This is a genomic window from Nocardia sp. NPDC050713 (genome assembly GCF_040654315.1).
GTDB lineage: Bacteria > Actinomycetota > Actinomycetes > Mycobacteriales > Mycobacteriaceae > Nocardia.
This window is the reverse complement of the sequence record NZ_JBFAHS010000007.1, coordinates 77,369-92,007: the sequence shown is the minus strand read 5'-3', so window position 1 is coordinate 92,007 and position 14,639 is coordinate 77,369. Positions and strand designations below refer to the sequence as shown.

Below are 14,639 nucleotides of genomic sequence, written 5' to 3'. Positions count from 1 at the left end.
GCGCGATCTGCGGGCTTTCGACCAGCCGCGACCGGTCCGCCCCGTTAAGCTCGCACCGTGGCCAGCAAGTCCGCGACACCCGCCGTCGAGCTGGACGTCGGCGACCATACGGTGCGAATCTCGAACCCGGATCGGGTCTACTTCCCCGAGACCGGCGCGACCAAGCTCGACCTCGTGCAGTACTACCTGAGCGTCGGCGACGGCATCGTCAACGCGCTGCGCGACCGCCCGTGCATGCTGCACCGCTTCCCCAAGGGGCTGGCCGGCGACAAGGTGCATCAGAAGCGCTTGCCGCAGGGCGCGCCGGAGTGGATTCCGACGGTCCGGGTCTTCTTCCCGCGCTATGGCCGCCACGCCGACGAACTGTGCGTGCGGGAGTTGGCCGACGTGATCTGGGCTGTGCAGATGTCGACGGTCGAGTTCCACCCGTGGAACTCCCGTCGCGCTGACACCGAACGCCCCGACGAGTGGCGTATCGACCTGGACCCGATGCCGGACTGTCCGTGGTCGCGGGTACAGCGGGTAGCGGGGGTTGTGCACGAGGTGCTCGACGAACTCGGCGCCGTCGGGTGGCCCAAGACCTCCGGCGGCAAGGGTCTGCACGTGTACGTGCGGATCGCGCCGGAGTGGGGCTTCGCCGATGTGCGAAGGGCCGCACTGGCTTTCGCGCACGAGGTGGAGCGCCGGGCGCCCGACGACGTCACCACCACCTGGTGGCGCCGTGATCGCGATCCGAACCTGCTGTTCGTCGACTACAACCAGAACGCACGCGATCACACCATCGCCGCGGCCTACTCGGTGCGCGGCGTGCCGGAAGCGACCGTCTCCACCCCGGTCCGCTGGGACGAGATCCCCGACATCGACCCACGCGACTTCACCATGAAGACCGTGCCGTCTCGCTACGCCGAGTTGGGCGATCTGCACGCCGGGATCGACGACGCCGTGTTCGCCATCGACCCACTGCTCGAATGGGCCGACAGGGACCGGATCGAAGCGGACCCGCAGGAGGGCGACTCGTAGTCGTTCGCGGACAGGCGTGCGTATAGCTTCCTGGTGCTAACGTCGCGGTGGCGAGCAGTCGGTCCGCGCGCGGGCCGCCGGTACCGGGTGAAGGAGGTCCGCGATCATGGGTGAGCGCCGGCGAGCGAACCGACGACACAGCGCGCCCTCGCGCACGACGGAGCCGAGCGTCAGCGAGGCGCAGTCGTGAATGAGATGGCAGTGCCGATCGCGATCGGCCCCACCCAGCCCGCGCCGACCTTGCTGGAGAAGGCGGTCACCGAAGGTGGCGCGACGCTGAGCGACCTCGCCGATGCCAGGGCGCTGATCTGGGCGGGCGGCCCCGGCGAGTTTCCCGAGGAGCTGCCCGGCACCGTCGAGTGGGTGCAGCTGCCCGCGGCGGGCGTCGAGGACTGGTTCACCGGAGGTCTGATCGCCCGTCATCCGAACGTCCTTTTCACCTCCGCCGCAGGCGCTTTCGCCGCGAGCGTCGCCGAGCACGCGCTGATGATGCTGCTCGCTGGCGTGCGCTATCTGCCCGAACACCTGCGCGCGGGCAGCTGGCGACAGCAAGACTTCTTCCCGCACGTCGGCACCCTGCGCGGCAAGACGGTCACCATCGTCGGCGCGGGCGGCATCGGTCGCGCGCTCATCCCGATGCTGGTGCCGCTCGGCGCGCACATCATCGCGGTGAATCGGTCCGGACGACCGGTCACCGGCCCCGGCATTCCACCGACCGTCGAGACGATCTCCGCCGAACAAGTGTCCAAGGTGTGGCCGCGCACCGATCACGTGGTGGTAGCCGCGCCCGCGACCGCCGACACCCAGCACCTGATCAGCGCCGACGTCCTGGCTCGGCTGAAGCCCTCCTCGTGGGTGATCAACGTGGCCCGCGGCAGCCTGGTCGACACCGACGCGCTGGTGGCGGCGCTCGCCTCCGGCGCGATCGGCGGCGCCGGACTCGACGTCACCGACCCGGAGCCACTCCCCGACGGACATCCACTCTGGGTCCTGCCGAATGCGATTGTGACGCCGCATGATTCGAACCCACCGCAGTTGCGGTTCGCGGCCTTCGCCGACCACGTCGAGGCGAACGTCGTCCGCTTCGTCGAGGGACGACCACTGCTGGCCTCGATCGATCCCGCGCGCGGCTACTGAGCTCGCCGCCGCCCGCGGACGAACGCCCCCGCGCGGTTACTGAGGATCCCGACATGGCGCTGCCACACATGCACGGCACTGCCTCGGACCGGAAGCCACCGCACCGTGACACCAGCGTTCCCCAATTCGCCATTGACAAATGGCACATTACAAGATGATCCTTATCTCCATGACAAGGTCAACGAAGACCTCGGTCCCCGGCGTACCCGCCGCGCCCTCGCTGCGCGCCGGGCTTGCCGCCGCGGCCGCCGAGTACGGATTGCGGCCGCTGAACTGCGCGATTCCGCTGAACACGCCGGGTATCTGGTTCGCGCGCAAGCTGATCGCGACCATCATGGCGGCCGGTGGGCCACCGCCATCCGGCACGACCGTCAGCCGGGTCCGCGCGGGTGCGGTGCGGGGCGAGTGGGTGCGGGCCGACGGTGTCGAGTTCGGGAAGCGGGCGATCTACTACATCCACGGCAGCGGGTACGTGCTGTGTTCGGCGCGGACGCATCGCGGGCTCGCCGCGCGGCTCTCCCGCGAGACCGGTCTGCCGGTATTCCTCACCGACTACCGACTCGCGCCCGAGCACCGCTTCCCCGCCGCGGCCGACGACGTGGCCGCTGGCTACGACTGGCTGTTGACGCACGGCTTCGCGGCGAAAGACATCGCCGTCGCCGGTGATTCGGCGGGCGGGCATCTCGCTCTGGATCTCTTGGTGCAGAACGGAACTCGATCGGTGCCGCAACCGGCCGCCGTGGCGATGTTCTCCCCGCTGCTCGACCTCACTCTGACGCTCGCCGCGGAACAGGAACGGCGCAAACGCGATCCGGTCATCTCCGCACGCGCCGCCGCTCGGCTCCCCCGCCAATACACCCGCGGCCTACCCGCCGACACACCGCGACTGCGGCTCACGGTGCCCTCGGGCATCGAGTTGCCGCCGATCCTGGTGCAAGCCGGTGGCGCCGAGATGCTCAGCGCGGACGCCCGGCGACTGCACGAGATGGTGCGCGCCGCGGGCGGCGCGTGCGAGCTGGAGATCTGGCCGGGCCAGGTGCACGTCTTCCAGGCGCTGCCCCGGTTGGTTCCGGAGGCCGACCTGGCGCTGCGCCGGGCCGCGGAATTCCTCGGCGCGGCATTGGCCGCGCGCACCGATGTGGAACAGGTGAGCTGAGAATGTTGGAAAGAATTGTGCCGCTGAGTCTTCGAGCGCGCCGCAGTCACGGCGCGCGCGCCGTGGTGACCGGCGCTGGCAGCGGCATCGGTCGCGCCTTCGCGGTCGAAATCGCGTCTCGCGGCGGTCGGGTGATCTGCGCCGATATCGACCAGGCGCGCGCCGAGGAGACGGTCGCCCTCATCGAGCGCACCCGGCCCGGCGCGGCTCACGCCTTCCGCTGCGATGTCTCCCGGCGCGCGGACGTGGAGGTCCTCGCCCGTTTCGCCGAGTCCGTCTTCGACGAGCCGGTCTCGCTGGTGATCAACAACGCCGGTGTCGGCATCGGCGGAAAGCCCGTGGGGGCCATCGGTTTCGCCGACTGGGAGTGGGCGCTCGGCATCAACCTGTGGGGCGTGGTGCACGGCTGCGAGATCTTCACCCCGATGCTGCGGGAGGCGGGTCGCGGCGGCATCATCAACGTCGCCTCGGCGGCCGGTTTCGCGGCCGCGCCGTCCATGGCCGTCTACAACACCTCCAAGGCGGCGGTGCTCTCGCTGTCCGAGACCATGGCCGCCGAGCTCGGCGGCAGCGGAGTCGCGGTCACCGTGCTGTGCCCGACCTTCGTCAAGACCAACGTGGCCAAGGACGGCCGCATCACCGCGCAGTCCATGAAGTTGGCCGAAACCCTCATGCGCTGGACCGGTTTCACCCCGGAACACGTCGCACACGTCACCCTCGACGCCAACGACCGCGGCAGCCTCTACGTCCTGCCGCAACTCGACGCGCACCTGATCTGGCGCCTCAAGCGCTACTTCCCCGCGCAGTACACCTTCGTCCTCGGCCTGCTGGAACGGCTCCTGCCGCAAGACGATTCGACCACACCGGACCGCCAAGCGGTCACCGACAGAACAGGAGTCTGACATGGCCGCCATCGCGATGGACTTCGAGGACATGCTTCGCAAGATCAAGGACCGCCAGTGGGCCCTTGCCGACATCGACTGGGACGCCCCCGGCGCCGAGACCATCACCCCGGAACTGCACGCCCGCCTCAAGCCGTTCATGGCCGACCTGATGTGGATCGAGAACGTCGGCGCGCGCGGTTTCGCCGCCATGGCCAAGAAGGCGCCCACCGAGACCCTGCGCGAGATCTACCGCTACTTCCACGCCGAGGAACAGAAGCACGCCAACGCCGAACTGGCGCTGATGCGCCGCTGGGGCATGCTGGAGGGCGACGAGATCCCGCAGCCGAACGTGAACGTCAAGCTCGTCATCGACTTCCTGGACAAGTACTCCGACGACATGTCGCTGTCCTTCCTCGGCACCGTGATCCCGATGCTCGAGGTGGCGCTGGACGGCGCGCTGGTGAAGTTCATCATGGACGAGATCGACGATCCGGTCTGCCAGGAGGCGTTCAAACGGATCAACGCCGACGAATCCCGGCATCTGGCGGTCGATTTCGCGGTCATGGATCTGCTCGGCCACGCCGAGATGCGCAAGCTGCTCATCGAGCTGGTCGGCGGCTGGGTCAAGCCGACCTTCCTGATCGGCGTGCTGAGCTATGTGCCGCTGCTGAACAAGATGCGCGACAACATCGTCGCGATGGGCGTGGACGAGAACAAGCTCTACAAGGCGCTCGAGCGCTACCGCAATGTCGGCGAGCGCAGCGATTTCGCGCGCAGGCTGCCGATGTATCAGATCGTGAAGATGCACGGCGGATGGGTGGTCGACCGCGACCATCCCTACCACCTGCTGGCCGACGCCCTGGTCAAGATCACCGCGCGGGTGCCGAAGCGGTTGCTGCGCAAGGACCCGAGCTGGGCCAAGGAAATCACCTACCAACCCGCGGCATGAGGGACGACATGACCAACGCACAGACGCTCGACGTCGCGGTGATCGGCGGCGGCTTCGCCGGTATCGGCGCTGCGATCCGGTTGAAACAGCACGGCATCGAGAACTTCGCCATCCTGGAGCGCAGCACCGCGCTCGGCGGCACTTGGCGCGACAACACCTATCCCGGTGCCGCATGCGACATTCCGTCGCGGCTCTACTCCTACAGCTTCGCCCCCAATCCGAACTGGTCGCAGACCTATTCGGGCAGCGCGGAGATACTCGGCTACATCGAGTCGATGGCGGCGCGGTATCGGCTGCGCCCGCACGTCCGATTCGGTTGCACCGTGGCCGGAATCGCGTTCGACGAGGACACGGGGCTCTGGGACGTAGCGATCGAGGGCAACGTCGCACCGGTGCGGGCGCGCACCGTGGTGCTCGCCTCCGGCCCCCTGGCCAACGCGGGCTTCCCCGACATCCGTGGCATCGAGACCTACGAGGGGCACAAGATCCACAGTGCCCGTTGGGATCACGACTACGACTTCACCGGCAAGCGGGTCGCGGTGATCGGCACCGGCGCGAGCGCGGTGCAGATCATTCCCGAGCTGGTCGAGAAGGCCGCCTCGGTCAAGGTGTTCCAGCGTACGCCGGGATGGGTGCTGCCCCGGGTGAACCGGCGGACCAACCCGCTCACGAAGAGTCTCTACCGGCACGTGCCCGCGGCGGAGTCGCTGGCCAGGCGCGCGTGGTTCTACGGGCACGAGTCGGTGGCGCTCGGCGTCGTGTGGAACACCCCGCTGACCCGCGTCGTCGAGCTGGTCGGGCGGGCCCAGCTGCACCGGCAGGTGCGCGATCCCTGGCTCCGCCGCCAGCTCACGCCGGACTTCCGCGCCGGGTGCAAGCGCCTGCTGATGACCGACGACTACTACCCGGCATTGCAGCGCGACAACTGCAAACTGATCACCTGGCCGATCGCGCGCCTCGCGCCGCACGGTATCCGCACCGCGGAAGGTGTTGAGCACCAAGCGGATTGCATCGTGTTCGCGACCGGGTTCGAGGTGTCCAAGGCCGGGACTCCGATTCCGATCGTCGGCCGCGACGGCCGGGTGCTCGCCGAGGAGTGGTCGCGCGGCGCGTTCGCGTACAAGAGCGTCGCCGTGTCGGGCTATCCGAATCTGTTCTTCACCTTCGGGCCGAACTCCGGACCTGGCCACAACTCGGCGCTGGTGTACATGGAAGCCCAGATCGACTACCTGGTCCGGGCGATCGGCACCATCCTGGACCGCGACCTGCGCATGCTCGACGTCCGCAGGGATCGCCAGGACCGGTACAACGAGACCATCCAGCGCAGGCTCACCGGGACCACCTGGAATTCGGGCTGCCACAGCTGGTATCTGACCGATGACGGTTTCAACGCCACCATGTATCCCGGCTTCGCGACGCAGTACGTCAACCAGTTGCGCAGCCTGCGGCTCGAGGACTACCACGTGGTGTCGGCCGACGCGGGCACGCGGGCGGCGCGGATCGCGGCGGTCTCCTGAGTCGACCCGCCGCAACGACACGAGTCCGGCGCGCGCCCACACCGGTGCCGCCGGGCTCGTCTCGATAGACTCGGTCTTTCGACGATCAAGGTCGCGGCCGTCCGATGCGCCGCGGCGGGCGAGGAGGTGAGCGCGGTGGCCGAGTATCGGATCGACGATCTGGCCCGCGCGGCGGGCACCACCACCCGCAACGTGCGCGCGTACCAGGAGCGGGGCCTGCTGCCGCCGCCGATCGGCAAGGACGGCCGGGCGAGCATCTACGGCGAGGCGCACCTGGACCGGTTGCGGCTGATCGACGCGCTGTTGCAGCGCGGTTTCACCACCGCGCACATCGCCGACTTCATCACCAGCTGGGAGACCGGCAAGGACCTGACCGAGGTGCTCGGGCTGCAACACGCCGTCACCGCGTCGTGGGCCAAGGCCGAGACCTTCGAGGTGCCGCGCGAACTGATCGACACGCTGCTCGGCGCCGAGGCCGCCGACCTCGTCGACCGGTTGACCGAGATGAAGCTGGTCCGCGTCGAGGGCGAGACCGTGGTGTTCACCGACACCCACCTGCTGGCCTCGTTCGCCGAGCTGCACGAGTACGGCCTGGAGCTGCGCACGCTCATCGAGATCTACGCCAAGGTCGCCGACCGGATCGACGACATCACCCACATCATGATCACCGCCGCCAAGCAGCACATCATCGACGAGCACGGCCCGGGCTGGCTGCCGCAGACGAGCTCCGAAATCGCGGAGACCACAACGATGTTGAACAAGATGCGGGAGCTTGCCACCACTTCGGTGCACGCCACGCTGGCCCGTTCGCTCGATGTGACGCTGCGCCGCGAGCTCGGCGACTACCTCGCCACCGCCGCCGAGCGGGAAGCCAAGCGCACCGGCAAAGGCGCCTGACTCAGCGCCGCGCGTAAAGGGCTGCGGCGCAGACATATCCGAGAAGCGTCAGCCCGAGACACCACAGCACGGCGGCGACGGCCTGCCCACCTCCGCCGGTCGTGAGGAGAGCCCGCACGGTGCCGATCACGGGGGTGGCGGGCTGGTTCTCGGCGAACCCGCGCAACCAGCTCGGCATGGTGTCGATCGGGACGAAGGCGCTGCTGATGTAGGGAACGAACATCACCGCGTAGGTGAAACCGCCCGCCGCCTCTGGACTTTTCGCCACTACGCCGAGCGCGACCGCGATCCAGGTGACCGCGTGCACGAACAGCGCGATTACCCCGAGGGCCGCCATCCAGTCGAACAGTCCCGCGCTGGAACGAAATCCGAGCGCGAAAGCGATCAGCAGTACGATGCCGACGGCGGCGAGATTCCGGACGACCCCTTCCCCCGCGTGCCCAGCGAGAAGTGCCTGCCGGAAGGCGGGGAGCGTCCGAAACCTCTCCACCGCTCCCGAGACCATGTCCGCCGAGATGGCCGTCGCGGTGATGGACGCGCCGAAACCCGTGCACAGCAGAATGATTCCCGGCAGCACATAGTCCAGGTAGGGCATGCCGACCCGGATCGCTCCGCCGAACACGTACACGAAAAGCAGCATGATCAGGATCGGCAGCGCCAGCGAGATCACCAGGGTGTCGCGGCCGCGTACGGTGCGCCGCGCCGCGCGCCGGAACATGACGACGGAATCCGCGACGGCCGCGCCGACCCGCCTCATCAGTCCCGTGCTGTGGCGCGGCTCGGCAGCGGGCGGAACGAGTGCCGGATCATTCCGCCGCCCGCTCGACGATATCGGCCGTGCGCCGGGTCGCGTCCGAGCTCGAATGCAGTTGCACCGCGAGGCTTTTCGCCCGCTGACCCGTCTCCGGCGCGAGCAACGTGCGCACGCCCTCGGTCAACCTCTCCGCGTCCAGCCGCTGGAACGGCACGTGCGCGCCGACCCCGAGCCGCTCGACCTGCCCGCCCCACATCGGCTGATCGAACGACACCGAGCAGACCAGCGTCGGCAAGCCCGCGCGCAGACTCTCGAAGGTGGTGCCGATCCCGCCGTGGTGCACGGCCGCGGCGCACAGCGGGAAGACGATGTCGTGCGCGAGCGGTCCGACGACCCGCACGTTCGGACCGGTCTCGGCGTTCGCGGCGTCCAGATCGCTCCACCCCGCGCTGACCAGACCGCGCCTGCCGAGCCGTCCGCACACCTGCTCGACGATGGCCAGCACCGCGTGCGTGTCCCGGATGGGCATACTGCCGAATCCGAAGTACACCGGCGGCTCACCTTCCGCGATCCAGTCCAGCACCGCACTGTGGTCGGCGGCGAGTTCACCGATCGCCTCGCGCGCCGACCGCTCGAGCGGCAGGAAACCGACCAGCGGCCTGCGCTCACCCCACTCCTCGACAAGACCGGGCACCAGCGCGCGATCGTAGATCTGCACCTCCGGCACGCCGCGGCGTTCGAGCATCGCGGCCGGGCTCGCCGCCGACCTGGGCAGACCGAGTTCGCGGCGCAACTGGTTGAGATAGCGCAGGAACACCATGCGACGCAGGTTCTCGGCCAGCGCCCAGGTGGCGCGGTTGATCGCGGCGGGCGGACGCCAGTGCGGCGGCAGCGCGCCGGGGAACGGATACGCCCCGTTCTTGCGGCCGGGAAAACCGTGCATGGTCACCATCGGCACCCCCATCGCCTCGGCGACCGACGCGGCCCGATCCTCGGTGAGCAACGTGGAGACGATGACATCGGCGTCCCGGCAGACCTCGACGACCTCGCGGTTCATCCGCTCGGCGTAGTCGGCCATTTGCTTGCCGACCAGCTGCATCAGACGGAAACTGCTGCCCGCGGCCAGCGCCCGCTGGCCCTCGTCGGAGGCGTACAGCTGTTGCACGTCCGGACCGCACGGTGTCGCGGTCAGTCCGGCGCGGGCGGTGAAGTCGACCAGATTGGGCGGTGCGCCGACGGTCACCTCGTGGCCGCGGCGGCGCAGTTCGAGACCGAGCGCCACCGCGGGCTGCACATCACCGCGGGTGCCGGTCAGCGGTATCGCCACCTTCATGCCGTCGCCTCCCGCTCGGCGCGATTTACCCTCATCGGACCTCCTGCGTCCGTACGGTGGTGGCCATGCACGTCGCGTTGTTCACCGACTTCCATCCCGCCACTCTCGGCGGGATCCAGACTTCGGTGAACGCCTTGCGGCGCGGCCTGGAACGGGCTGGTCACCGGGTCACGGTGTTCGCCGCACCCACGCCGGAATCTACCGAACCCGACCCGGACCTCGTGGTCCTTTCGGCACTCGCGGGCGTGCGGGTGAACGGATTCGCGATGGTGCTGCCGACGCCGGACAACACCCGGCGAATCGACGCGGCCTTCGCCGACCGCGGCCCGATCGACATCGTGCACGTGCAGACCACCTACGGCGTCGCGATCGCCGGGCTGCGCGCCGCGCGCCGCCACGGCATTCCGGTCGTGCAGACGGTGCACAGTCGCGACGACGCGTTCATCCAGCACACCTCGCCGACACCGTACCTATCCGCGCTCGCCGTGCGTCTGCTGCACGGGCGCTTCGTTCCGCACCGGAAGACGGTGCCGCACAAGGGAGAATCGCGCGCCGCCCGGCAGGCGTGGCACACGATGGTGAACCACGCGCGCGCCGCCGATCGGGTGATCGTGCCCACCGAACACTTCGCCGACCGCTTCCGCGCGCACGGGCTGGACCGCCCGATTCGGGTCATCTCCAACGGCATCGACGACGAACTGCTCGACATGGCCCGCGCCGCAGCGGCTACCGGTGCCAACGACGAATCACGCAGTACCGCACTCGATTTCACGCCGGAAGCGGCTACTCCGCTGCGCGTGCTGTGGTGCGCGCGTTTGTCACCGGAGAAGCGGCTACTGGAAGCGATCGAGGCCGTCCGCCGAACACCGGGCTGCACGCTGGACGTGTACGGAAGCGGCGATCAGGAGGCGGCCGCCCGGGCGGCGATCGAGGCGGGCGACCTCGCGGATCGGATACGCCTGCACGGCGGCGTGCCCCAGCTCGACTGCCTCACCGCGATGGCGGCGCACGACGTATTGCTGTTCCCCTCTTCGGGATTCGACACCCAAGGCATGGCGCTGCTGGAAGCCGTGGCGATGGGGCTGCCTGTGGTGTACTGCGACCCCGATCTCGCGGAGACGGTGCCGCCGGGCGGCGGTATTCGCACCCGTGACCCCTCGGTCGCTTCGATCGCCGCGGCGCTGCGGGATCTGGCCGCCGATCCGGCGCAGCTGATCCCGATGCGGAAAGCCCTGCGCGAGTACGCGGACACGGCGCGGCAATCCCGGTTGATCGCGCAGGTCACCGCCGAGTACGCCGAGCTGACGGCCGCACGGGGCGACGAGCGTGTCACAGGCATCCCGACCGCCCCGGGCAGGCTGCCGGTGCTCGGCCACAGCCTCGCCGCGCTGCGCGGCGCACTGCCGTTCGTCGCCTCCCTGGCCGAGATCGGGCCGATCGTGCGCATCTATCTCGGCCCGCGCCCGGCCTACGTTCTGACCACGCCCGAACTCGTCCGCGAAGTCGGCTTCGGCGATGCCGGGTCGTTCCATCGCGAAGAGTTGCGGGAAGCGATGCACGAGGTGATTCGCGGGGCTTCGAATGTGCTCAGCGGGACACCGCACGAGCTGCGCCGCCGCATGATCGCCCCGGCGCTGCGCCAGCGCAGGCTGGCCGAGTACACCGCCGTGGCCGCGGATCTGGCCAATGCGTGGGCCGACGCCTTGCCCGCGAACCGTCCGCTGAATCTGGTCGACGAAGCACATCGGCTGGTCCTGGACATCATCTCGGCCACCCTGTTCACCGCCGATTTCGGCGCGGAGGCGAAACGCGAAGTGCGCGAGAATGTTCCATGGCTGCTGGGTCAGGTGATCCAGCGGGCCGCGCTGCCGCGATCCGTGCGGCGGCTGCGGGTGGTCGCGAATCGCCGCTTCGCCGCGAAGTCCGCCGCGTTGCGCGCGCAGATCTCCGCGGTCGTCACCGAATACCGCAGGGCCGACCGGGATTTCCACGACGTGCTCTCCGCACTCGTCCGGCACACCGATCCGGAGACCGGTGCGCGGCTGTCCGACGAGGAGATCGTCGACGAGCTCATCCTGATGCTGGCGGCGGGCGTCGGATCGACGGCTTCGATCATGGCGTGGGTCTGGCACGAGACCATGCGAAACCAAGATATCGGCGACGAACTACGCAGGGAACTGGATGATTTCGTCGCCTCGGGACAGGTACGGCCGGATCACCTCGTCGCACTGCCCTACTTGCGGTTGGTGGTGCTGGAGACCCTGCGGTTCTGGGGACCGTGGGTCAGCACGCAGACCGCGGACGGCCCCGTCACCATCGGCGGCATCACCCTGCCCGCCGGCGCGATGGTGGTCTACAGCCCGTACCTGGTGCACCACACCGAGCGCTACTACCCCGCACCGGAGACCTTCGATCCGGACCGGTGGTTCGCCGGGCGAGTCGAGGAGATCGACAAGAAGGCGATCCTGCCGTTCGGCGTGGGAGCGCGGCGCTGCCCCGGCAACAACTTCGCCGTCATGACGATCACCCTCGCGACGGCGGCGCTGTTCGCCCGCTGGCGGCCGGAACCGGACCCGAGGTACCGGGTGCGGCCGGCCACTCTCGATTTCGTGCCATCGCCCGCCAAGCTTCCGGTGGTCCTGAACCACCGGTGAACGGCGTCGTTTCCGGTCATCTACCAGCGCTTTTCCATCGCGCGACCGGGCAGGCGACGTACCCTGCTCGACAAGTGTGTGCCGACCACCGACCGATGGAATGGACCGCCCATGGCCTCCGGACGACCCATGATGCCGCCACTCCACCTCCTGCGCGCGGTCGATCGCTTTCGCGGCGCGCTGGCGGTGCTGCACCGAAAACTGGTTCCCGGCCATATCGCGCTGATGGAGATGATGACCTCCGGCTGGCTGGCGCAGGCCATCGCGACGGCCGCCGAACTCGGCATCGCCGACGAGCTCGCCCGCGGTCCACGGCAGGGCGCGGAGCTGGCCGCCGCGGTGGGCGCCGACGAGGACGCGCTGCACCGGCTGTTGCGACTGCTGATCAGCCACGGCATCTTCGCCAGGCGGCGCGACGGCGCCTACCGGCTCACCCCGCAGGCGCGGGCGCTGCGCCGGGACGCCCCGGTCTCGCTGCGCGACGCGTTCCTGTTCTTCGGATCCGCCCAGCACCGCGGGCACTGGTCGCATCTCACCGACGCGGTGCGCACCGGCCTGCCGGTCGGCCCGGCGCTGAACGGCATGCCGTTCTTCGACTACGTGCAGACCGACCGCGAGCTCGGCGAGCTGTTCGACAACGCGATGACCAGCATCAGCACGCTCGCGCTCGAACCGCTCTTGGCCGCACACGATTTCGCGCGCTACGACACCGTCGTCGACATCGGCGGCGGCCACGGCAGTCTGCTCGCCGAGATCCTGCGCCGCGCACCGCGCTCCCGCGGCGTCCTGTTCGATCTGCCCGAGGTGGTCGCGGACGCCGCGCCGTACCTGGCCGAGCGCGGCGTGACCGATCGCTGCTCCGTGACGGCCGGGTCGTTCTTCGAGGCCGTGCCGGAAGGCGGGGACGCGTACCTGCTCAAGCACATCATCCACGACTGGCCGGAGGACGAGGCGGGCCGCATCCTGCGCACCTTGCGCGCCGCCATGCCTCGGGACTCCCGGCTGTTGCTGGTCGAACTGGTACTGCCCGAACACGATCGGCCGCACCCCGGCAAGTACATCGACATCGAGATGCTGGTCAACGCGGGCGGACGCGAGCGCACCGAGTCGGAGTACCGAGATCTTTTGGCGCGCAACGGATTCACCCTGCTGCGCATCGTTCCGACGGTGTCTCCCGACAACATCCTCGAAGCGTGCCCGGCCGAACGGTAGCCTCGCGGTGACGCTTCAGGAGGGGACGCCATGGCACACGACGAAGCCGATCGCGCCGAGGACCCGCGCGCGCACTGGCGGCAGCTGCCGCCGGAGCCCGTCACACACATCGAGGAGATCCACGTCGGCCCGAGCGCATCCGACCACGCCCTACCCGCCTTCGACCCCGATCAGGACTTCATCCGGCGCTACGGTGCGTGACCTGTCAGGTGACGCAGAGCAATGCCTGCGCGATGAGCGCGAGGTAGAGGGCGAGAACGAACGCGACCGCGGGCAGGACCGGGTGCTCGGGTTCGTCCGATCGCAGGAACCGCCACTCTCCGTACGCCGGAATCAGCAAAAGCACCAGGGGTATCCACGCGACCGCGGCTCGCGCGCCGCTGAACTCCCAGGGCTGGACCAGCGCGAGTTCGACCGCCACGGCGAGCGCGGCGAAACCGAGAATCGCGGCTGCACTGCCCGCGACGCCCAGCCGATTCGAATACAGGTGCGCCGAACGCCGTTCCCGCGCGGTCTTTCGCGCGAACTCGAAGTGCAGGAACGCGCCCGCGAAGATCGCGACGACAGCGGCGGTCTGCCATCCGGGGGCGACCTCCCCGGTGTCCCTGGCCGAGACGAGGACATACGCGGCCACCAGCAGCTGAACCGGGTACGTGACAACGAGATTGAGCAGAATGTCGTCGCGCACCGCGGCCGAGCGCCGCTCCAAGGCCCACAGGAACACCCCGTACGCCAACACCGCCGCGATCGCCACGGCGGAGGACACCGACAGAGCCAGGCTCGCGCCGATCGCCCCCACCGCGATCACGCCCATGGCCGCGCGCAGTTCGCCCGCGCTCACCGCGCCGGTCACCAGCGGCCGGTCCGGGTTGTGGACGCGGTCGTAGTCCAAGTCCTTCTGCTCGTCGACCATCCGCAGATACAGCAGCACGAAGGCCACGACGACGATGCGCAGGATGGTGCCCCAGCCCGGCCGCCACGGTGTATCCGGTTGGGACACAAGGGCGGCCGTGCCCTCGAGGGCGAGCACGAAGAGGACGCCGTACAGCAGGTAGTGCGGCTTGTACATGACGGCGGTGAAGCGCGCGACGCGCCGCGCGGAGCCGAGCGGGCTCGGGGACCGCAC

Annotated in this window: 13 protein-coding genes; 10 read left to right on the top strand and 3 right to left on the bottom strand. The window is 69.2% G+C overall.

From position 1 onward, the window contains the following. Positions 1 to 57 precede the first annotated feature (57 nt). From ligD to AB0H49_RS15535, 7 genes are all read left to right on the top strand, one after another. The gene (gene ligD, locus AB0H49_RS15565; RefSeq protein WP_355000820.1) at positions 58 to 1,020 is read left to right on the top strand and encodes a non-homologous end-joining DNA ligase; all 963 of its coding nucleotides are present in this window, start codon (positions 58 to 60) and stop codon (positions 1,018 to 1,020) included. A 195-nt stretch (positions 1,021 to 1,215) separates the two neighbouring features. Continuing rightward, positions 1,216 to 2,157, top strand: coding sequence for a D-isomer specific 2-hydroxyacid dehydrogenase family protein (locus AB0H49_RS15560; RefSeq protein ID WP_355001152.1), 942 nt, complete (start codon positions 1,216 to 1,218; stop codon positions 2,155 to 2,157). A gap of 169 nt (positions 2,158 to 2,326) precedes the next feature. Beyond that, positions 2,327 to 3,313, top strand: coding sequence for an alpha/beta hydrolase (locus AB0H49_RS15555; RefSeq protein WP_357251717.1), 987 nt, complete (start codon positions 2,327 to 2,329; stop codon positions 3,311 to 3,313). Between the two features lie 2 nt (positions 3,314 to 3,315). Next, complete coding sequence (locus tag AB0H49_RS15550; protein ID WP_357251714.1) at positions 3,316 to 4,215, top strand: SDR family NAD(P)-dependent oxidoreductase; 900 nt, start codon at positions 3,316 to 3,318, stop codon at positions 4,213 to 4,215. A 10-nt stretch (positions 4,216 to 4,225) separates the two neighbouring features. After that, a complete protein-coding gene (locus tag AB0H49_RS15545) occupies positions 4,226 to 5,146 on the top strand; it encodes a ferritin-like domain-containing protein (protein WP_357252118.1) in 921 nt (306 codons plus the stop codon). Positions 5,147 to 5,154: 8 nt separating this feature from the next. Next, positions 5,155 to 6,663 (top strand): NAD(P)/FAD-dependent oxidoreductase, encoded by a 1,509-nt coding sequence (locus AB0H49_RS15540; RefSeq protein ID WP_357251711.1) that lies wholly within the window; start codon positions 5,155 to 5,157, stop codon positions 6,661 to 6,663. 135 nt (positions 6,664 to 6,798) lie between these two features. Beyond that, positions 6,799 to 7,560, top strand: coding sequence for a MerR family transcriptional regulator (locus AB0H49_RS15535; RefSeq protein ID WP_355000824.1), 762 nt, complete (start codon positions 6,799 to 6,801; stop codon positions 7,558 to 7,560). Position 7,561: 1 nt separating this feature from the next. Here the strand turns inward: AB0H49_RS15535 and AB0H49_RS15530 are convergent, their stop codons facing one another. Beyond that, positions 7,562 to 8,317: an ABC transporter permease gene (locus tag AB0H49_RS15530; RefSeq protein WP_355000825.1), complete on the bottom strand. Its 756-nt coding sequence runs from the start codon at positions 8,315 to 8,317 to the stop codon at positions 7,562 to 7,564. Positions 8,318 to 8,366: 49 nt separating this feature from the next. Beyond that, complete coding sequence (locus AB0H49_RS15525) at positions 8,367 to 9,647, bottom strand: glycosyltransferase (RefSeq protein WP_357251707.1); 1,281 nt, start codon at positions 9,645 to 9,647, stop codon at positions 8,367 to 8,369. Positions 9,648 to 9,712: 65 nt separating this feature from the next. On the opposite strand from AB0H49_RS15525, the gene AB0H49_RS15520 reads away from it, so the two are divergent. The 3 genes from AB0H49_RS15520 (at position 9,713) to AB0H49_RS15510 (ending at position 13,714) form a co-directional block, all read left to right on the top strand. Beyond that, positions 9,713 to 12,301, top strand: a complete 2,589-nt coding sequence (locus AB0H49_RS15520) for a cytochrome P450 (RefSeq protein WP_357251704.1) — start codon at positions 9,713 to 9,715, stop codon at positions 12,299 to 12,301. A gap of 129 nt (positions 12,302 to 12,430) precedes the next feature. Continuing rightward, entirely contained in the window at positions 12,431 to 13,513 is a 1,083-nt protein-coding gene (locus tag AB0H49_RS15515; protein ID WP_357251700.1) for a methyltransferase, read from the top strand. 30 nt (positions 13,514 to 13,543) lie between these two features. Then, positions 13,544 to 13,714, top strand: a complete 171-nt coding sequence (locus tag AB0H49_RS15510; protein ID WP_355000829.1) for a hypothetical protein — start codon at positions 13,544 to 13,546, stop codon at positions 13,712 to 13,714. A gap of 4 nt (positions 13,715 to 13,718) precedes the next feature. Here AB0H49_RS15510 and AB0H49_RS15505 read toward each other — a convergent pair whose 3' ends face one another. Next, the gene (locus AB0H49_RS15505) at positions 13,719 to 14,639 is read right to left on the bottom strand and encodes a hypothetical protein (RefSeq protein WP_357251697.1); all 921 of its coding nucleotides are present in this window, start codon (positions 14,637 to 14,639) and stop codon (positions 13,719 to 13,721) included.

Coding starts and splice junctions, on each gene's coding strand:
- AB0H49_RS15560 (WP_355001152.1), top strand. CDS start 1,216: ATGGCAGTGCCGATCGCGATCGGCCCCACCCAGCCCGCGCCGACCTTG.
- AB0H49_RS15510 (WP_355000829.1), top strand. CDS start 13,544: ATGGCACACGACGAAGCCGATCGCGCCGAGGACCCGCGCGCGCACTGG.
- AB0H49_RS15530 (WP_355000825.1), bottom strand. CDS start 8,317: ATGAGGCGGGTCGGCGCGGCCGTCGCGGATTCCGTCGTCATGTTCCGG.
- AB0H49_RS15515 (WP_357251700.1), top strand. CDS start 12,431: ATGATGCCGCCACTCCACCTCCTGCGCGCGGTCGATCGCTTTCGCGGC.
- AB0H49_RS15550 (WP_357251714.1), top strand. CDS start 3,316: ATGTTGGAAAGAATTGTGCCGCTGAGTCTTCGAGCGCGCCGCAGTCAC.
- AB0H49_RS15540 (WP_357251711.1), top strand. CDS start 5,155: ATGACCAACGCACAGACGCTCGACGTCGCGGTGATCGGCGGCGGCTTC.
- AB0H49_RS15520 (WP_357251704.1), top strand. CDS start 9,713: ATGCACGTCGCGTTGTTCACCGACTTCCATCCCGCCACTCTCGGCGGG.
- AB0H49_RS15555 (WP_357251717.1), top strand. CDS start 2,327: ATGACAAGGTCAACGAAGACCTCGGTCCCCGGCGTACCCGCCGCGCCC.
- AB0H49_RS15525 (WP_357251707.1), bottom strand. CDS start 9,647: ATGAAGGTGGCGATACCGCTGACCGGCACCCGCGGTGATGTGCAGCCC.